The sequence below is a fragment of the Sphingobium aromaticiconvertens genome (assembly GCF_037154075.1).
GTDB classification, from domain to species: domain Bacteria; phylum Pseudomonadota; class Alphaproteobacteria; order Sphingomonadales; family Sphingomonadaceae; genus Sphingobium; species Sphingobium aromaticiconvertens.
In genome coordinates, this window is the sequence record NZ_JBANRJ010000001.1 from 4822630 (window position 1) to 4841500 (window position 18871).

The window sequence follows — 18871 nt, forward strand, 5'->3', positions numbered from 1 at the left end:
TTAAGGCTCCTGCGGCCAAATGGCTGTTTCAAGGGTGGCGTCTGGCTGATCGCCCGGCAGGTCGCGCAAGGCCTGCCTATAGAGGCGCCATTGCCCCTGCTGTTCGCTGGTCAGGCTGTTGTCAGGAACTTGCGTCCAATCGCAGGCAGTAAGGCGGCGGTCACGCTCGACGCGCACAAGGTCGAGCAAAGCGCTGGCGACTGCAAATGTCAGAACAACGGCATTGCTGGTGTGCGGGCCTACCAGCTCAATCCTGACCGCCTCCGCAGCTGGCGATGCGTAGTTAAAGACGCCACCCGTGACACGCTGCCGCTCCCCGTTGACACTGATCCATGCTGGATCGGGCAGGCCGTCGAAGGTGGCGCTTTGCCCCTGGTCCAACGCAATGATGTTGCGATCACTGGCGATCTCGATGGGCTGGCGCTCAATGACTTGCCCGTTGTCGAGGAAGAGGGTGTTGACGTTGGTGTCGTCACTGACCGTAGCCATAGCGCTCCAGGCCGGACTCTCTACCTCCATGCCTCCAGCCATTGCGAACAGCAAAAACCCATCTTCATCAAACCAAACCCTCATCGCGACCCCCTGAACAAATCAATTGCAATCTCACGCGCGGCAGATGATCCGGTTGTCCCCCATCTTCCGGCCAGCAGGGACGCCGTTGCCGTGATCTTGATGCGAACATTCCCGATCGAGGCTATGCGCAGCGGGAAAGAGACAGGCATGGAAATGCGGGCGTTGCCGCTATCGACGTCGATGCCATGAATTTTGTCTCGGATGAGCACGTACCCGCTCCCGTCGCCGCTATCGACATAGGCACGGACCCGCATCGAGGTGTCATAATTTGCGGTGCCGTCCTGCAGGAAGGACACGATGGCTATGCCGCGCCCATAGAACTCATCCCCGATTGCGAAAAATGGCGTCTCGATGAGGGTCGTTTCCGTGGTGGTTACGGTCTTGTCTGATGCGGTAAAAGTTGCGTTGTCAGTGACCTCCCCCGCGCCGATCGCTGCGCGGGTTACGACCCCGAACTCCAGCTTCTCGATGTAGACATCGTTGAGGATCAGGCGATTATCGAGGCCGTAGCGCAGGATGAACCGCGCATTGCCGCCGTCTGGGTCAACAATTTCCAATATGTCGGCGGCCATCTGGAGCGTGCCCAAACCCTCGCCCGTCAAAAGGTTTCGGACGCCCGTAACCTTGCCCGTGCTGTTCTGTGCGGTCAGCGCCCAAATGGCGTTGCCCTCGGTGTCCACCGATCGCGTAAAGTCGACGAAGGTTTTGACGTAATCCACGGTCACGCCTAGCTGCTCGCTAAGAGTCCGCAATGTTCCGCCGCCGGGCAATTTGATAATTTTGTCGGCCTCGGCGCGCCATGTCGCGTCACGCAAAGCATCCTCGGCGACGGTTAACGCGGTCGTTATCATCCCATCGACAACCGCCTGGGCTTCGGCGTTTCCTACAGGAGAGGTGCCGGGCGCTCCATAGTTCGCGCCGGGTCCGGCGGGCCTCAGATCATCGATTGGCGTCCCGTCTTGATAGACAAGATCGGTTTCGATCACTGACGCTGCAATGACGTCTTTATCCTCCTTCGCGACCAACGCTGGCGTTGGCGGCGCGGTGCCGGTGCGCCCCAATGCAAAATCATGCTTTCCCGGCGTCTCCGTCTCCAGCGTGAGCGTCACCTTCATCGTAGATGGATCGACGCTGCGTTTGAGGATCACGGCGTCCAGCCCGCCCAACGCATGATCGGCGCCCAGTTCCAGCGTAATCATGTCGCCGGGGCCGAACCGCCGCAAATGCGGTTTGCAGACGAGCGTTATAGGCCCGATCTCGCGCCCGTTTACCAGTCGATAGGCGGCAAGCTGGGCGGCCTGATCCTTGCTCTGGACAAGGTCCCATTGGAGTTCCTCGAACTTCTCTTCGCCGTCTTCCTCGATATAGGCAGGGATAGAAACGAGATCGGACGGGACATATTCCCACTTGTTCGCTTCGGAGCGATATTTTGGGCGGATGCCGTTACGGCGCTCGCGCCACGTCTTTCCGGCGGGAATTTCTGCATCGTCTTCCGTGAGGTCGCCAGCGGTCAGTTCATAGATCGACACGCGGGGCGCATTAAAGCGCAGGCCCAGCTTTCCGCCGATGAACAGGGGCTCTGCACTGCCGGCTTCAAGGATGCGCTTCAGATTTGCCCACCGGTCGCCCGGTTCGTAGATGACACCGCCGATCGTCCAGCCATTCGCGGCACAGATGTTGGACAACTGCACGAAATGATCAAGGACGATACCGTCGACGGGCAAGCCGACACCGAAAACCTTCTTCCCATTGCGATAGCGGCCCAGGGCATAGGCCAGTGCGTGCTGCCCTGGATCTTCCGAGTAGCCCCACGTCGCCTCATCGTTGATCCGTTGGGCACCCAATCCGCCCGGATAGGTGCTGTCCTGGCGGGCATCATAGGTCATGACGCCTTGCCAAACGGCGCCTGTCGCAGGCCATCCGGATGCGAAGCGTTTGCCGTCCTTGTCGAACAGACCATTGAGCAAGATTGTGGCCTTGCTGGACAGCCTGTGCGCGGATGACCATGCGGGCATGCCAGCCCAATGCGGCGTCAGCGCCGTTTCCGATGAGAGGCCGCGCCGGACATCCCGAAACAGGAAATTCGAATAATAGCCGGTAGCCGCGCCACCTGTGAAAGGGATGGGCGCATAATCGCCATACACATTTTCCAACGCCTGGCAGGGGCCAGCAACCGAATATTCCAACACCTGCGCGCGATAGGGGTTCGGCACTTTCTTGAGCGTGGCGCCGTAACCAGCATCGTGGCGGAGGACGCCACCGGAATAGGTGCGGCCGATGATATACGGAGCGGGCGGATCGGCGGAGATGATGACTTGATTGACTGTGCCGCGGGCGGGTGGTTTTTTCGCAGTCGCCTGCGCGCCATAACTGGCTGCAAGGCTAATTGCGCTGGCGGCCGATGCGATGGTCGCAACCGTAGCGGTGGATACCCCGGCGATGGTGGCCGTTCCAGCCATCGCTGGCGCCAGTACGCCCGCAGCAGCGCCAGCCGTGACCGCAACCAGGGCCACCGCGCCCGCTATGACCGCGACGGTTCTCAGTGTTTTGGACAATGCTGTATCCTTAAAGGCGCCAGGCGCCGACCGGCATTTCAAGCGCCATCAATGGCTTGATCCCCGACCCGTCATCGGCATGATAGCCAAGCAGCTTGCCACCGGCGGACACGACGATGGAATCAAATCCTTCGTCGCCCTGGAGGACAGCGAGGTCGCCCACCAGCATTGCCGCAGGCGCGATACGCGGAAGCATGCTGTCGAACAGCGCGGCCAGGTCGGCAAAGCCCAGGCGGTCCAAAGCGCGGCGGGCGCCCAGGGCGGATCGGAAGTCAGGCACTGGCGGCGGGGTGTGGCCCATGTTGCGCAGATGATAGCGCGCGAGGTGAATGCAGGTCGATCGCCCACGCCAATCGAACGCGCGGCGGCGGTACTTCGCCAGCGTCTTGCGCGTGGCGTCAGCCCGACGGATCAGATCAGACATAGTTGTTGTCGCTCCACATCCGGGTTGGCGTGTACGTGCTGGCCTGTCCAGGCTGTGCTTCCGTGCCCCATGCAACCGCAGTGCCAAGGCCGGTGGCATTGTCCTCACCCAGCTCGCCGGGAAAGATGGATTTATGGAACGTCGCCGACAGGCCGTTACCCTCGTTGATGGTGAACAGCCGCTCGGCCGTCGATACGAAGTCGATATCCAGTTCGCGCTTTCGAATGCCAACGCGCAAAACAGTGCGATCAATCATGCCGTCGAACTGGAGATCGGGATCGCCGATGATCAAGCCGTTGGAGTCACTTATCTCCGCAATCCATAAGCGAGTGCGCGACCCCTGCATGCCAGGCGCGGACAGATCGGCTGCCGCGGCTGTGCTGATCGGCAGAAAGGTCAGGCGGAATGAAGGGACGACATCGCCGACACCCTCGTCAAAGGCCTCCATCGACCCGATCATGCCGAACTGGTCGTGTGAAGCGCGGAACACTTCGGTATTCCATGGCACCCATCCGCCATCGCAAAGCCGAATGACCCGGCCGTCCCGCAATTCCATCTTCATAAGGCCTGTCAGCCGGACGCGCTCCATGATTAACCGCCGGTCACGCCGCTGAGGGCAAAGCCGCACCCGACGATGAAAGCGATCAACGAAACGATTCCGCTGGCGATGCCCGCGATCTGGGCTCGGGTGCCGATGCGCGCCGGGCTCACCGCGTCATAACTTTCGGGTAGGCCGTCCATCCGAAGCTCAGCATTCCATGCGCTCCATTGCGCAGAGACATAAAAATAGTCCTGCGACAGATGTGCACCCAAGAATGCCAACAGGTTGAACACCAGCCCGGTTGCGAAGGCCGCGAAGGCAACCCACAGGGCCGACATATCGAAACGAACCGCCGTGGAAGAGCCGACAAAGGTGAACAGCGCAACCAGTGCGCCGCCGTTTATCAGCGTGAGCGCTTGCAGGCTCGCCATTGCGAAGCCGATCGAATGGCGCAGACGCTCCATCGCTTCCGCGCTCTGAAACTCAAATTCGCGGCTATCTCTGCTCATGCCATTTCCTCGATTGTAAAAGCGATGCCGACGATGCGCCCACCTCGGACGATCTGCCAGCTTTGCTCATTCCCGCTGATCTCGCCTTCGATCATCGGCACCGCGAGATACGCGGCGGCGCCGTTCAAATATGGCGTGCGGAGCATCGGGTTGATCGGCAACAGCATCCTGCCATCGCCATCTGCGGTCGCCTGCGCGCGAACATTATGGAGATAATGCTGACCTGTGGCGTCGGTGATCGATATCCAGAAACCCTTGCGCGCCACGTAGCCCGGCGTCAGGCCGCGCAGTGCGATCGACTTTCCCGACTGGAACGCGCCATCAACCACCGGTGAACCGGGAGCGCCCTGATCCACACCCTGGAGCGGATAGATCATCCGCAATCCTTCGTCCTTCGCAGAGACGAGATCTGCAATCAGGGCCATCGCATCGTCCGCTGCCGACAGAGGCATGGTCACGGCAGCCCGGAAGTGGCTACCCAGCCGATTGAGACGAAGACCTTTTGCGTTCGTGGCGCTGCGCATGGTGCCGCCATTATCGATAAAGGCAGGCGTGACGGTCGCGGGTCTCCGCGTCGAGGGCAGGACGATCATGCCAGCCGCCTGTCTGCACGCCGCGCAACTGCGACCTGCGCGCCCTGGCTGCCGCCGGCGGCGATCATCGGGGCCGCCATTGCGACGCGGCCATCCGCGACCAGCGCGACCTCGACATCGAACGTCGACCCCTTCAATCCACGAACCTCGAACGTGACGTGGCTGGACTGCCCCTGCATCATAGACCGAGTGTCACGGGCGCTATAGACCTTTGACCCGCGGGGCAGGTCGACCAGTTCGGCGCCATGTTCACCAACATAGGACATGCCACCGGACCAATATTCTGTGCCGACCGCGTTGTTGCCCGCCTTTTTGCCGAACAGGCCAGCGACAGATCCTAGTGTGGGAAGGCCATCACCGAACAACGCGTTTTTGATCGGGTTGATGACGGCCAGCTTCATCATCTCGCTCTGGATCTCGCGCATGATGGCTTTGCCTGCATCGCCCCAGCTGGACCACGTATCGGGTGACAGCACGGTGTCCACAAAGCCGCGCCCGAACTCGGTGACTTCCTGCCAATCACGGGCATGATCTTCCAGCAGTCGGTTAAAGCCTGTCTGCTCAGCCTTGCGGCGCAGAAGATTTTCATATTCGGTTTCGCCGATGGCTTCGCGCTGCTTTTCGAGGTCCAGGCGATAGCGCGACATCTCCAGCGTATCCTGAATCTCGTCATTCCCAGCCCGGCGCAGTTGCCATTCGGTGTTGAGCAGGACGGTGCCCGCGCTAACGTCATCATTTAGACGCGCGACCATCTCTTTCCGGTCGGCAAGCACCTTTCCTTCTTTATCGAGCTGTCCGGAAGCGAAGTCGCCGACCTTGGTACTTTGCTCATTCACCCATTCGTTGCGCTGCTTTTCCATCGCCAGCGATTGGCGCACCTGATCGGCTATGATCTGGCCCATGATGCGGGCGCTATCCAACTGGCCCTTGCCGCCAGCCCATGCGACATGAAAATGGTCGTCATGGCCCTTGTCGCCAGGGCCGAGTAGTTCCTTGATCTGGAGGCCAGCGCCTTGCATCAAGGTCCTAATTTGGTCCTTGCTGATCGATCCCATGCCGCCGGTCGGCACGAAATCGACAGCCTGCCCACGATAATGGTACGATCCCTTGACGTGCTTCCCGCCAGTGGTGGACGTTATGGTGCCGCCAAATGCCTCCAGCAGCATTTTGCTGACCTGGCTGGTGGTCGCCGCGTCGCTATCTTTTCGTGTCGTGACTGAAGCGCGCAGCGCCTTTTCGCTCTCATCGATTTTTTTGAGTTCGGCGTCGCGCGCACGTTCGATGCGCACCAATGCATCGGCGCCCTTACCGCTCTCGATTGCATCGTTGCGCTGGCGATCATAGTCGCGCTTCACGCGTCCGCGCGGGTCCATCATCTGATCAATGATGGTCGCCTGATACTGGCCGCGGTTGATGATGGCCGTCTTCGCCAATTCCGCGACACGAGCTTCCGACTTCTTCAGGGCATCGGTGACTTCATCAAGCTGGCGCTGCGCGCCGACGATGCCGGCCGACGATACGTCGCTGCGCCCCGTGCCGGGGCCGCGTGTCTGCCCGACGCGATACTCCAAATCCGCCCGCGATAGCGCAAGCTGGGCCTGGAGCTTACGCTCAATCTCTATCGCACCCTGTCGCTCACTCTCAGCCAAGGCATAATTGGCGCGCGCACGATCTTCTGCTGTCTGTATCGACGCGCGTGCCGCCTGATTCAGTGCGTCGATCGCAGCACGATGTTTGTCGGTCGCCTTCTGCGCCGCCTCGGCGGCCTTGCCATCATCCAGCAGCTTTTCGGCCAGCATTCCCACAGCCGGAATAGCTATGCCCATGGCGACGCCCCAAGGCCCACCCAACAGTCGGGCGAAAGCGGCAAAACGTCCAGCGCCGGCTTCGGCACCATGCGTCATCATCTGCAAATTGCCGATGAGCTGGGGCGCTTGTTGAGAAAACGCCCTCAACGCGCTGGTGCCGCCCTGCACCTGAACAAAGAAATCCTGCACCTGGAAACCGGCCTGCTGCAAACCGGACCTCATCGCGCCCGACGCGCCTTTCACGCGACCATGCTCGGCAGCAACTGCATTGAGCGCTTGCTGCTCCTGCCAAAGCTTCTTCGAATATTCGTCGAGCGAAATAGAACCGCTGGCCATCAGCGTTCGGGCTTCTGCCATCTCACTGTTGAAACGATCCTGCGCGGCCCATACCGGGTCGATCGCAGCGCGCAGGCGGCGCGCGCCCTGCTCGTATCGCTCCTGCGCCTCGAATGCTTCGCGGAATGCAGCGGCCGAGATCCGTGCCGAACCTTCATGCTGCCCATAGCCCGTACCGGTCGCGTCGCCGATTCGCATCTGCGTGGCGCTCGCTGGCATGATCGCAGCGATCTTGGCCGCGGCGGCAGCCTGTCGACGCTGGGCCGATTCCAGTTCAGAAGAAGCGCGATCCCACGCGGACATCGCACGATTGGCCGCCGCCTCGTTGGCGGTGCCGATCCCTTCGATTTCCCGACGCGTTTCTGCCCCGCCCTCGGTTCCCAGGCGGATGGCGATGCTAGGTTTCGGCAATACCATCCTCCTTGTCGAATGTGGTCAGGATCAAGCCTTCGATTTGCGGAAGCAGATCGGAAAGCAGCTTCATGTCGGCATTCTGTGCGCCGCCGACGGCGAGGACGGCCGAGAAATCCAGCGCGAAAGGCCCGCCCATGTGCGCCCGTAATTGGCGCGCGCAACCCGACAGGACATCCCAGACACCGACGCCTGCATCGGTCAGCGGTTCATGTTCCCGATAGGGGCAGGCCTTCAGGCCTTGGGCTTCGTCCGCTTCGCAACGCCCGTTTTTGCGGACCTGGCAGATTTCGCGGCAGTAGGTTTCGCCGCCCCCGGCGAAGTGCCATTCAGCGAGGGCGAGGATGCGTTTTTTTCCAGTTCCTCATCCACCCAAGGCCGGACATAAGCGGCGTCCAGCCGCTCAAAGCGCAGGGGATGAGCAAGGAACTGGGACAGCGCTGTTGGAGAGACGGGCACGGGATCGTCACCCACGCCGACACCCTCCCAGTCGATGATGCCTGCCATCAGGAGCGCTTCGCTCATTGCGTCGCCCGCCGCCTCGATCAATTCGACGGGCAACGGCGCGTTTTCGTCTTCCGGCAGTTCCACGCCGATATAGGCGGCGCCGGCCGCGCGGCGCGCGGCGCGAAGCGCGATGCGGCCAATGGGCTGGAACTGCACGCGCACTGCCGGGCGGCAATCCTCGTCCTTTTCCGCCTCGACGGCAGGATAGAGTGTGAACCACCACGGCTTGGATTTGTCCTGTTCTGCCTCCAGATCGATGCCGACCGTCATGCAGCAGGTTCCTCGTTCCATTCGATGCGGATCTCGCGATCTTCATCGATCTTGACGAACCTGTCATCCTTGCGGACGAGGTTGCCGCCCTCCACCGCGAAGCGTGTAACCTTGCCGGCGTCGACATCGGCGTAAGTCACCTTGTCGATTGTCTGCCCGGTGATTGCGTCCACGACGCGGATTCGGAGCCGTAGGTCCGCAGGGCTACTGACGTCGACAACGCGCGGCGGCAGGACTTCGGGGACAGATAAAGCCTGGACGACGGAGGCAGCATCCGGTGCGGTTGGGGCTTCGACAATCTTCTTCATCGGATCATGCTCCATAGATGGCGGTCGTGTTGACCAGCGTGGCGGTGACTTTGTGCCCACCAGCGCCGGATGCCTGCGCGGTGAACTCGGCCATGATTCCGCGCGGCCCCTCGATTGGCTTCTTGGGACGGGGCAGGAACACGCGGGGGAGCGCAAATTTCAGGCTCGTTCCGCCAGCAACCCAACCGACTTCCAGCGCGATCGGCGTCTTGTTGGTGGCATCGTTGAAGAGCGCGAGCGTGTTAAACCGCGTCCGCAAGGTCAGTGTGGCCGCCAGCACGCCGGGCACCACGCCATCGATGCGGCCGTCCTCTCGGATGACCTCGACCTTATCCAGGCCATTGCTGATCGCCAGATCCGCCGACACGATGCTGCCGAGCGCCACGCCGCCGCGCATGATCGACCCCGTGGCCTGGGCGAAGCGCGGCCCGGTAAGCGCCGACGGCGTGCCTGCTGCGCTGGCGGCTTCCTCGGCGGTTTCGCCCTGTGCCATCAAGCTGATCGTCGCGTTCAGCATGCCGCTGCGCGCGAGAGCGATCCGCATCTGGTTAGCGACGGCGCCATAATGGGTGGAGAAGGATGGGACGTCGGGACTGCCGATTTCGAGCGACAGGGACGGCAATGCCGATGCGCCTGACTGAAAGACGTGTGTGTAAGGACCTGCCCCGGTCGTAACCGGCGCGCCAAACATTGCCCGCAACCAAAAACCGATCGCGGCCTGATCGACGGGCACGACGATATCGCCATCGTTGGTCGCCACGTCATAGGAGGGGTCGAGGCCTTCGCGCCCGAAGCCCAGCTGATCATCTTCTATCAGCGGGCGCTCTTCACCCAGCGAATGGCTGACGAACGGCAGTTTGCGAAAGCCGGTCGCTGGCGAAACGCCATAGGTCGTTTCCACCACGCCGTGGCAAACGGCGTTGATACCCTGTCCATATCCCAATGTTCTTCTCCTTGGGGATCAGCCCAGCGGGCTGGTAGTGCTGTAGGAAGCGATGATCTCGAACTGTGCGCCCATCTGGCTTGCTCCACCGGAGACGGTCAGGTCCGCGATTTCGAGCGGCGTGACATCGACATGCGCGCACAGCCCCCCGAGCGTCCGATCATTGTCGACGGCCGCGCCGATCGCTCCCGCCATCTGATCGAGCCGCGCCCTGGTCGGGACGTTCGGGCTTTCGAGCGCCAGCAGCTCGACCGGTATGGCGTGGTCATAATGATAACGCGGCGGGCTTAGGTCGATGGACGCCTCGCCGGGATCACCGTCGCGAACGATGGCGGTGCCCAGAGGCGATACGCGCACGGGCCGATCGGCGGCATTTTCAAGTCCGATCACCTCAGCGCCCACAAGTGCGCCGGCGACCAGTGCCTTTGCGGCGGTCAGGACGTCCATGCGGTGCGACATTTTACCTCCAGCGCGCTTCGAACAGCGCGGGCACCTTTGCCCCCCAGCGATTGGCCGGGCCTTCTACGTCGAACAGGCGGCGTAGCGTGACGGTCTTGCGCAGCGTGAACATCAGGACGGGTTTTGCCTTCCGGCCCTGCTTGCGACGGCCCGCCGTATCCCGGCGTAAAGCAGCGCGACGGATATTGAGGCCAGCCGTCAGGTCCATGAACGCGAGCAGCGAACCCTGACGCCCAGGACGAACGAAAAACTCGGTGTTGAAGTGCAATTCGCATTCTTCCGGCGACATCGCAGCGCCGCCACCTGAACGGCGGCTCATATTGGAACGATAGGTGCCTGCACGGCGTCGGCGCGGCACATTCTTTGTCGGTATCCAGATATATTTTGATCCATTGATCGGCTTGATGGTGGCGCCGCGCGTGAATGCGTCCACGATCAGCGGTGCGAGGGAGCGGACATATCCGGCCGGGTTCATGCTGACCTTGCCGAAGGCCTTTGGATAGACATCGCCGCGCCAGGTGTTCGCCAGGCGTTGGCCCATGCCTGCCTCGATAATCTGGCCGCGCAATTCGCCTTTAAGGCCGTCGACAGCATCCTGCATCGATCCGGTCGCCACCTGCGCGATCGTCAATTCGATGTCTTTCAACTGACTATCGATCGACGGAAAGGCGACGTTGACCCTCACGACGTCAGCGGCACAGCGCCGCAGGACCATGTCATAGCCTCCACGTCGGATATCGGCTCATCGGTCAGCATGTAGCTATCGCTGATTGTCAGAATGCCGTCGTTGTCGCGAACGCCGACGTGAACAACATCGTCCGGCGCAGGCGCGGGAACATCCGAACGTCGGATGTCAATCATCACCGTGCCGCTGACGATTTGGCCTTGGCCATAACCGTCGATCTGGTCGGGGCGGCTGAGAATAACTCGGATCGGCGTAATGGTGCTGTCGCGGTCATGATCCGCTGCCGCAGACCCCGGTGCATGGAACTGCGCATCGAGGGCTGCGGCGAACGGATCAGACATCAGGCGATCTGACCGGTGAGCAGGACAGCGCCGACCGTTTCGCCCGCACCGGCACCGACGTTGGATGCCGCGACGCCGCAAAGCGTGTTGCCCGCAGAGGTCGAGGTGAAAACGCGAGCGATATTGTCCCAATAGATTTTCGTGGTCCATGCGATCCATGCCTGACTGGCGGCCTTGGGCACGGGGTTGAACACGCCGACGCGCACCCAAGCGATTTCCTCGCCGATCGCTGCGGCGACGGATGCGAAGGCGACAACGGCGCCGACAAGAGCGGCGCCGCCGCTGGCGACGGCATAAGGGGCGGGGGCCTGGAAGTTGTCCCCAAGCTGCTGATAGTTCTTCATGGTAGTGGTCTCCTATCCGGCGTGGCCGGTGAAAGGCGGATCAGGCGTCAGCCTTGCCCGCGCGATGCTCGATGATGGCGGCGATGATAGCGTCCTTCTTCGTCACGCCGCTGAGCGCGACGCTCTCCTTCTCGACAAGGATGTGGAGATCCGGAACCGAGAGTTTCTTGAGGTCAGCGGCGTCGTCGGCGTCATCATTATCGTCGCTGTCGGGAAAGTCGCTGGGTTCACCGTCCAGCAGATTATTGTCGAAAAGGCGGATCGCCTCTTTGTCCGAGGTAGGGATTTCCCCCTCGATGGGTTGGCGCAGGACGCCGTCAACGACGGTCGGCTGCGCCAGCTTTACGAACTTCATGGTGATGTCCTCCGGTAGCGGGGCGACACCGGCCGCCCCGTCTGGTCATGCAGATTGCGGAAGCGGCGTTAGGCCGGGGCGGCGCCGGGGTTCTTGTAGAGGCCGCGATGGTCAAGGACCTTCGCCGTGACATCGAGGCGCGCCTTGAACTTGATGCCGTCGACCTCGAACGACTGGTGCGTATCGGTGAACAGTTCTTCCTGCCCCTCCAGATGCGCCAGCAGGATCGTGTCGAAGGCGTCGGGATCGGCTGCCAGATACCAGCTGTAATCCGTGATGCGCTCATCCACTACCAGCACGAGCTTGCCAGGGAAGGGATTGACGTTCGAGGTCTGCGCCGCAGTAACCGCAGTCAGGAACTGCTCTGCTGCGGTTTCCTGAAGCGGGCCGACGATCAGGAAGCGGGCGCGAACGGTCATATTGCCGCCCTCCGCCGTCTTCTGCTGCCTCATCGCCGCCCGGCCAGCACCAACCGTCTTAACGGTGATTTCCGTGCCCGCAGCAGCCAAGTTGCCGTGGCTGGCGTGGAACAGGGCGGTGCCGTCCGGCATCGTGGGATTGCCGATCAGCTGGCTGTAAACCAGATCGGATTCGAGGTCGGCGGCCTTGTTTGCGAACTGCGTTGGGATACGACCGAACAGCCCCTTATCGTCGTTAACGATCGCCTGGCGCGAGATCGGGATGATGCGCGCATAGGTTGCCAGCCTGTAGCTGTCGCCGGTGTCGGTCAGCGCACCATGCTTGATCTCGCCGTTCTCAGTGACCAGCAGCAGCGCGGGCGCATCGCCCATGCCGATGATGGAGGCCGGACGGAAATCGGGCAGGCTGCCGGTCGACACGAACGGGCGGAACGACTGCGGAGCCGCCTCGAATGCACGCCGCACGCGGCGATTGGCCGCGTTGCCGAGCGCAAAGGCGAAGTCGCTGGTGGTGAGGGCGCCGCCGCGCATGCCGAGCGCCGCACCTGCCAACTCCATGCGGCCCATGCCGGTGACGCGGATGCCAGTGCGCTGGCAATAGTCGCGCGACATCTCCATCAGTGTGAGGCCCCGGAACTCGCGGGCGGCTTCGGCGCGCTGATCATCGATGCCGAAATCAGCGGCGCGAAGACCCGGATTGGCTGCCAACAACAGGGCGTCTTCCACTGCCAGGCGGTAGCCGTCGCTTTCCGTGCCGGACCGACCCGCGCGGACGTCCGATGTTGGACGCGCCCGCGCCTCGATGAGGCGATCGGTCATACGCGACTGAAGATCGGCCTCGGTCAGCGGGGTCGTTTCGTTCACGCGGATCAGTTCGGCGGCGAACGTGCTGCCCAGATCCTCGGAACGAGCGCAAAGGTCCAGAATGCGCGAGGCGGGAATCGATGCCGCCCGCTGATCGGCAACTGGCGCAGGAGCGGCAGCGGGGGGCGTGGCCTCCGGCGCAACGCGCTCGGCGGCAGGGGCAGCGGCGGGAGCCGGTGCAGGGGTGGTAACAGCGGGGGCGGCCGCAGCCGCGCCGCCAGCAAGGTTGCGTCGCATATCGTCTTCCTCTTGTGAATTGCCGTGGGAATTGCCGTGGGAATTGCCCGGATTTGATCGAACCACGGCGTTCGGATCGGCGGGAACGGGGACGAGACTGGCTTCGAGAAGCTCCCAGGCGACAGCGCGCCACGTCTCATGTTCATTTTCGTCGGTGGAGGTGATCTGCCAGCGCTTGACGTGGTAGCCGATAGAAATGGCGCGCAATTCACCGTTGGCAACGCGCTGCTCGATCTCCCGGCCGCGCTCGCTGTCGGAGAACGTGAGGGTGCCGATCAGCTGATCGCCCTCGATGCGCACATTGCTGACCCGGCCGATGACGGCATCGACCTCATATTGGTTGTGCGTATCGAGCAACGGGCAAACGCCCTGCGACACGCGGCCAAGGTCGATCGCCTCGGCGCTGATCTCCAGTTCTTCGGTGAAATAGTAGCGGCGGACCGGCGAACCGGCGGAAAGGATGGCCTCCACCGACCGGCTGGAAGCATTGTAGCTTTCCGAACGGACAGTGAGATCGCGGGTGCCGCGTCCACCGGCCTGAGGCTGGCGCCTTTCCTCCGGGTCGGCGGGAGCTGCCGCTGCGCGCGTCATTATGCCGGTCGCATCATCGATCGGCGGGGCATTGCGGGGTCTGCGGCGCGAAGGCGCTTTACCATCCACCGTCAGGTGCGCGGCCGTGCGGGCTTCGGCCTCCGCAGTGTCCTGCGGCGCCGGTTCGGGCTTCTTCATTGCGGATTGCTCCTAGCGGGGGGACATCAGGCGCCGCGCAATGGTCATCATCATCATGCGGTTGGGGTCGGATGCGTTGGCGGCGCTGTTATCGCCGTCGCCGGACTGGCCGGGCGTCATGGGATCGCCACGGAATGCCAGTTTCAGCTTTCCAAGAAGGTCGCGGGTGCGCGCGATCTCTTCCATCATCGGATCGTGGTCGTAGCCGCGCGCGTTCAGCAGATTGGCGCGGCTTTCAAGACCCGCCTCCATTTCCAATATGTCCGCCATCGCGTCGCCTTCCCGGTCGATCGATTCGAACGGCGGCGGCGTCCATTTCATCGGATAGGCAGGCTTGTTGAGATAGCCCGCCTCCCAGCCCGTCCGTGAAAACCAGCCGAACACGCGATCGAGGCAGATCGGAATGAACGTCAGATACTGAAGACGGCCGATGAACCGCTTATTTTCGAGCGCGCCCGCCTTGTAGCTGGAGAAATTGACGTTGGAGAGGTCGCCGGTCATCTGTTCATAGGTGACGCCGACGCCGGCGGCGGACGCGAGCAGCGCGATCCGGGCAAGGTCGTTGATGCCACCAGTCTTTGGCGGGTTCGAGAAGGTGATCTGCTCGCCGTCTTCCAGCGTCTCGATCATGCCCGGCACGAACTCTTCGATAGGCGCGCGTTCCTGCGCCTCATCGACGGGAATACCGATATTCGGGTCTTCGCCTTCCTGCGCTGGCGGGCGATAGCGGAAACCGACCAGGCAGGCGGCGATATTGGCCTTTACGACCTCGGCCTCAATACCTTCCTCGACGTCGCCCAGGCGCTTGACGATCGGCTCGAACAGGCTGACGCCCTCGGTCTGCCCGACCCATTCGCTATCAAAGAGATGGATCACCTCATCAGCGGGAAAACGGATCGTCTCGGTCGAGGACCAGCGATAGCCCTTGCGGCCACGGTAGAAATAATAGGCGAGCGGGCGGCCTTCATCGTCATATTCGATGCCGCGCTCGATGTTCAGGCCGAACTTGTCGGTAGCCAGCATTCCCTTGTCGAAGGTTTGCAATCGCAGCGGGATGACGCCCGGCACTTTGACCAGCCGCTGAACGATGAAGACTTCGCCATCGCGAAGCATGGAAATCGCCCACAATTTTTGCAGGCCATAGAGGTCGTGCCGATTGTAATAGTCGCAGACCTTGATCCACGCAGCCCAATAATCGCGCAGCGCCTTCGGCCCGGTTGGCGCGCCCGTGATGCCCCAGCCGATCAGGCTATTGAGCAGTGCATTGAGCGCCTTACGGGCGAATGGATTTTCCGCGATCAGGCGGAGAATCGTCATCCGGTCGACATAGCGCTTGGGCCGCCCGTCGTTCGGGTTTCCGCTGACCGTGTCGAAATCGCGATCCTTGCCCATGAAGCGTCGGCTTGGCCGCGCGCGCGGAGCGGCTCGCTCCAGCATTTTGCGCGCCGCCTGTCGACGCATGCCTGCAACCGGGGAGAGGTAGCCGACTGTGCGGTCAATCCAGTTCACAGTCGTCCGACCCTTCCGACAATGAAGCGGCGACGGCCCGTGGCGCCGGGCGCTGGCTTGGCTAGCACGCCGACGATCGCATCGCGCGCGCGCAGCATATCGTCCAGATTTTGATATTCGGTCGCACGGCCGTCCGCGAACGTCACCTTGCGGACGCCGCTGGCGATAGCCGTGTCGAGGCGATCGAGATCGGATTGCTGGAATGCCATTAGCGGCCCATCCAGTCATATTTCTCGGCGGCGGTGGTCTCATCCGCGTTATCGAATATGGCATATTTCGTGGCATCTTCTGCCATGTTGCCAATGTTCCGCCTGTCTGCTGGCGTCAGCTCGACCATGATCGGCCTTCCGACGCCAACGTCATACCAGGTGTCTGCGATCTTGACGCGCATCATCGCCTCCTGTTCATCCAGCTTCCCGATCGCTTTGCGAACTTCGAGGGTTTGGCCTTGGCGGCGGTGACGGGCACCCCCTCTACGGCAGAAACGGTTTTTATCGTCGGCGCGGCCTCGATGATCGGCGCGGGCGATACCGCATCCACCACATTGTTGAGTTTCATGCCCAGCTGCAAAAGCCCCTGGAGCGCAGCGAAAGCATAGACACGGCAATCCAGCGCTTCGTTGGCTCGGCCCTTCGGCAGATCCCAAACGGTGAAGCGACGGCCAGACGCGACCTTGGTCAGCAACCGTTCGGCTGTCAGCTGGACGTACCAGCCCAAGTCGCGAACGGACGGAAAGTGCATATAGCCCGGTCCCGGCTCTTCTATCGCCAGGCGGTTGCGGATCGAGTCCTTCGCGGCGTTTGTGCCCAGAATGACCGGCTTGAACCGAGACCGGTTCTTGGCGCTGGGTCGGGAAGTCGGCCAAACCGGGGAGCGTTCGCCGTTTCTGGCGCTTTGCCCCTTGATCGCCCAGATTTTCCGCCCCAGCCGGGCTTTTGCGAACGAATAAACACGTTGCGTGTGATGGCCGCCCGAATCGACGCACGCCGCAGTAACGGTGAACTCGCGGCCATCGGAACGTGTGAACCGTCGGAGCAACTGAGCATCGACACGTTTCCAGAAATCGTCGGTGGCCGGATCGCCTTCAACGATCTGATAATCGATCGACCAACTCTCTTCGCCGCGGCCCCACGCCACAAACTCGATTTCAGCGCGGTCGTCCTGAATGTCGATACCGGAGGTGACGACGCCAGCACCTTCCGGAACTTGGCCGGGCCACAATTCGGCCCGCTTCATAAGCGCTTCTGCCGGGACATCCTTGGCCGAATGACGGCGATGAGGTTTGCCCAGCTGGGTATTGTCGAACGTCACCCGCTTGTCGGGGTCATCCTTTGCCGCAAGCCACTTAGCTGCAATCTTGGGCGGCGCATCTTTCGGCCACGGGCTGAACAGCTTCGACGCCGTGAACGACGCATGTTCGTTATCGACCGGCCATCGCCCGCAATCAGAGCATTTCGCCCGATATACGGCCCATCGGTCGGACTGCCACCAATCCCAGACGACATCGACCGGGCCGGGGGCGTTCGGGCTGGGGTCCGGTTCGGACCATGCCCGTTGATAGGCCTCCATCGGGTCCTGATGTTTGCCGCAGCATCGAAAAGGCCGTGTCTGATGCCACCGGGTGGTGCGAAGCGATATAAGCCGCTGGCCTTCGGACCATGCAACCCCGCATGCCTCGCAATGTATCTGCGCGGTCGACGGCTTATGGTCGCCGCTTTCCTCGTCCTGCACCCAATGGACGTGCTTAAAGAAATCCAGAAACTGGCGGTGGCCACAGTCGGGGCATTCGACCGACGCCTGCCGCTGATCTCCCTCCAGATAGCTGGATTCGATCAGGCTTTCGCCCTCGATCGTCGGCGAACAGACCCGCAGCGACAGCCATGCGGCAAAAGTTGCCATGCGCTCGTCGCCAAGATCGAGCGGTGAACCTTCGCGCGTAATCGGGTACTTGTCGATTTCGTCGTACATGACGACGCGGACGGGGCGGCGCGCCAAGTTGTCTGGACTGCCGGCACCCGCCAGCGCGACGAAACCACCCGGAAATGCCTTATAGAGCAGCGTTTCTTCTGCCGTTCTGGTCTTTCCTGACCCGATCAGCTTCCGAAGCACTGGCGTCGCGCGAATGAGCGGGGTGATCCGCTCTTTCGAGAATTGCTCGGCCGCATCTTCCTTCGGCTGCACGATGAGTATCGGGCCGGGATCGAGGTGGGCGAAATAGCCGAGCGTGTTCTCGATCATGGCCGTCTTCATCAGCTGGGTGCAGACCATGCCGGTGATCTTGTGGACCCCCGGTTCAGTCACTGCCAGCATTGCGCCGCGGGCGACCTCAACGGTCGACGTGCGCCAGTTTCCGGACGTGCTGCCCGCCTCCTTTGCGAGCTTCCGGTAACGATCGGCCCAATCGGGAACGCTGATACGAGGTGGAGGCGTCCAGGCCCGCGCCATTTCGGCACGAAGCAGGGCCGCCGTCAGATCAATCGTGGAAATCCGCTTCGGGTTCTCCGAGATCACTGAGCTGTTGGTGGACATGGACGGCTAACACCTCCACGACCTTATCAGCGTCCACTCCCAACTCTGCCGCGAGCATCGGCCCGACCTTGGTCGGGAAGTTGATCCAGGCGTCCCGCTGGGCGCGCTGCCCTTCGAACAGGACGGAACGAGCAAGGTCGATGTCTATCAGGCTGCCAGCGTCCTTTCGGGCAGCCAGCAGGTGTTTCGCGGCAAGGGCATTTTCCTTGATCCGCTCCGCCATCACCGTGTCGGCATATGTGCCGTTCAGGACGTTGGTAAGAAAGTTCTCCGCATCCTCAGCGAACACCGCCTCGGCGGCCTCCGCCGCATCTTCCGGCGGCACTGCGGACACTTTGGGACTGCGGACACTGGTGCGGACATTTAGCGCGGTGTCCGCACCAGTGTCCGCAGTGTCCGCGCCCCGTCTATTTTGCTTGCGCCAGCCACTTTTCGCCAACGCAGGGTCCAGCTTGCCGCCCTCAAGAACCGGTAGTTTTCCGGACTTTATGGCCCGTCGCACCAGCTTGTCGTCGCAGCCGTCCAGCCGGGCGAACTCGCGGACAGAGACAGGTTCGACCGGTGCGGACATTTTAGTGCGGACACCTTTCAGAACTCATAGCTGCCCCTTTTCCACGCCTTT

The 18871-nt window shown here is 62.1% G+C and carries 22 protein-coding genes; all 22 read right to left on the bottom strand.

Going from position 1 to position 18871, the window contains the following annotated elements; genetic code table 11:
- Positions 1-573: a tail fiber assembly protein gene (locus WFR25_RS23405; RefSeq protein ID WP_336974157.1), complete on the bottom strand. Its 573-nt coding sequence runs from the start codon at positions 571-573 to the stop codon at positions 1-3.
- Positions 570-3128: a phage tail protein gene (locus WFR25_RS23410; protein ID WP_336974158.1), complete on the bottom strand. Its 2559-nt coding sequence runs from the start codon at positions 3126-3128 to the stop codon at positions 570-572. The genes WFR25_RS23405 and WFR25_RS23410 overlap by 4 nt, the downstream gene beginning before the upstream one ends.
- A 10-nt stretch (positions 3129-3138) precedes the next feature.
- Positions 3139-3552 (bottom strand): DUF6950 family protein, encoded by a 414-nt coding sequence (locus tag WFR25_RS23415; protein WP_336974160.1) that lies wholly within the window; start codon positions 3550-3552, stop codon positions 3139-3141.
- Positions 3545-4141 (bottom strand): hypothetical protein, encoded by a 597-nt coding sequence (locus tag WFR25_RS23420; RefSeq protein ID WP_336974163.1) that lies wholly within the window; start codon positions 4139-4141, stop codon positions 3545-3547. Before WFR25_RS23420 ends, WFR25_RS23415 begins: the two co-directional genes overlap by 8 nt.
- 2 nt (positions 4142-4143) lie before the next feature.
- Positions 4144-4557 (bottom strand): hypothetical protein, encoded by a 414-nt coding sequence (locus WFR25_RS23425; protein WP_336974166.1) that lies wholly within the window; start codon positions 4555-4557, stop codon positions 4144-4146.
- A gap of 41 nt (positions 4558-4598) precedes the next feature.
- Complete coding sequence (locus tag WFR25_RS23430) at positions 4599-5195, bottom strand: hypothetical protein (protein WP_336974168.1); 597 nt, start codon at positions 5193-5195, stop codon at positions 4599-4601.
- Positions 5192-7750 (bottom strand): hypothetical protein, encoded by a 2559-nt coding sequence (locus tag WFR25_RS23435; RefSeq protein ID WP_336974169.1) that lies wholly within the window; start codon positions 7748-7750, stop codon positions 5192-5194. The genes WFR25_RS23430 and WFR25_RS23435 overlap by 4 nt, the downstream gene beginning before the upstream one ends.
- Positions 7737-7889, bottom strand: coding sequence for a DUF7697 family protein (locus WFR25_RS23440; protein WP_336974170.1), 153 nt, complete (start codon positions 7887-7889; stop codon positions 7737-7739). The genes WFR25_RS23435 and WFR25_RS23440 overlap by 14 nt, the downstream gene beginning before the upstream one ends.
- 95 nt (positions 7890-7984) lie before the next feature.
- Positions 7985-8527: a hypothetical protein gene (locus tag WFR25_RS23445; protein WP_336974172.1), complete on the bottom strand. Its 543-nt coding sequence runs from the start codon at positions 8525-8527 to the stop codon at positions 7985-7987.
- Positions 8524-8835 (bottom strand): hypothetical protein, encoded by a 312-nt coding sequence (locus WFR25_RS23450; RefSeq protein WP_336974173.1) that lies wholly within the window; start codon positions 8833-8835, stop codon positions 8524-8526. Before WFR25_RS23450 ends, WFR25_RS23445 begins: the two co-directional genes overlap by 4 nt.
- Positions 8836-8839: 4 nt before the next feature.
- Positions 8840-9778: a phage tail tube protein gene (locus tag WFR25_RS23455; protein ID WP_336974174.1), complete on the bottom strand. Its 939-nt coding sequence runs from the start codon at positions 9776-9778 to the stop codon at positions 8840-8842.
- A gap of 18 nt (positions 9779-9796) precedes the next feature.
- Complete coding sequence (locus WFR25_RS23460) at positions 9797-10237, bottom strand: hypothetical protein (RefSeq protein ID WP_336974176.1); 441 nt, start codon at positions 10235-10237, stop codon at positions 9797-9799.
- Position 10238: 1 nt separating this feature from the next.
- Positions 10239-10952, bottom strand: coding sequence for a DUF6441 family protein (locus WFR25_RS23465; RefSeq protein WP_336974177.1), 714 nt, complete (start codon positions 10950-10952; stop codon positions 10239-10241).
- Positions 10919-11263 carry a head-tail joining protein gene (locus WFR25_RS23470; RefSeq protein WP_336974178.1) on the bottom strand — a complete coding sequence of 115 codons (345 nt, stop codon included), beginning with the start codon at positions 11261-11263 and terminating at the stop codon, positions 10919-10921. The genes WFR25_RS23465 and WFR25_RS23470 overlap by 34 nt, the downstream gene beginning before the upstream one ends.
- Positions 11263-11607 carry a DUF2190 family protein gene (locus WFR25_RS23475; RefSeq protein WP_336974180.1) on the bottom strand — a complete coding sequence of 115 codons (345 nt, stop codon included), beginning with the start codon at positions 11605-11607 and terminating at the stop codon, positions 11263-11265. Before WFR25_RS23475 ends, WFR25_RS23470 begins: the two co-directional genes overlap by 1 nt.
- A 40-nt stretch (positions 11608-11647) precedes the next feature.
- A complete protein-coding gene (locus tag WFR25_RS23480) occupies positions 11648-11962 on the bottom strand; it encodes a hypothetical protein (RefSeq protein ID WP_336974181.1) in 315 nt (104 codons plus the stop codon).
- A 68-nt stretch (positions 11963-12030) separates the two neighbouring features.
- On the bottom strand, positions 12031-14211 hold the full coding sequence (locus tag WFR25_RS23485) for a prohead protease/major capsid protein fusion protein (RefSeq protein ID WP_336974182.1): 2181 nt from the start codon (positions 14209-14211) through the stop codon (positions 12031-12033).
- Between the two features lie 12 nt (positions 14212-14223).
- A complete protein-coding gene (locus WFR25_RS23490) occupies positions 14224-15720 on the bottom strand; it encodes a phage portal protein (RefSeq protein WP_336974183.1) in 1497 nt (498 codons plus the stop codon).
- Complete coding sequence (locus WFR25_RS23495; RefSeq protein WP_336974184.1) at positions 15717-15929, bottom strand: phage head-tail joining protein; 213 nt, start codon at positions 15927-15929, stop codon at positions 15717-15719. The genes WFR25_RS23490 and WFR25_RS23495 overlap by 4 nt, the downstream gene beginning before the upstream one ends.
- Entirely contained in the window at positions 15929-16114 is a 186-nt protein-coding gene (locus WFR25_RS23500; RefSeq protein WP_336974185.1) for a hypothetical protein, read from the bottom strand. The genes WFR25_RS23495 and WFR25_RS23500 overlap by 1 nt, the downstream gene beginning before the upstream one ends.
- The gene (locus WFR25_RS23505) at positions 16111-18249 is read right to left on the bottom strand and encodes a phage terminase large subunit family protein (protein WP_336974186.1); all 2139 of its coding nucleotides are present in this window, start codon (positions 18247-18249) and stop codon (positions 16111-16113) included. The genes WFR25_RS23500 and WFR25_RS23505 overlap by 4 nt, the downstream gene beginning before the upstream one ends.
- The gene (locus tag WFR25_RS23510) at positions 18194-18820 is read right to left on the bottom strand and encodes a hypothetical protein (protein WP_336974187.1); all 627 of its coding nucleotides are present in this window, start codon (positions 18818-18820) and stop codon (positions 18194-18196) included. Before WFR25_RS23510 ends, WFR25_RS23505 begins: the two co-directional genes overlap by 56 nt.
- Positions 18821-18871 lie beyond the last annotated feature (51 nt).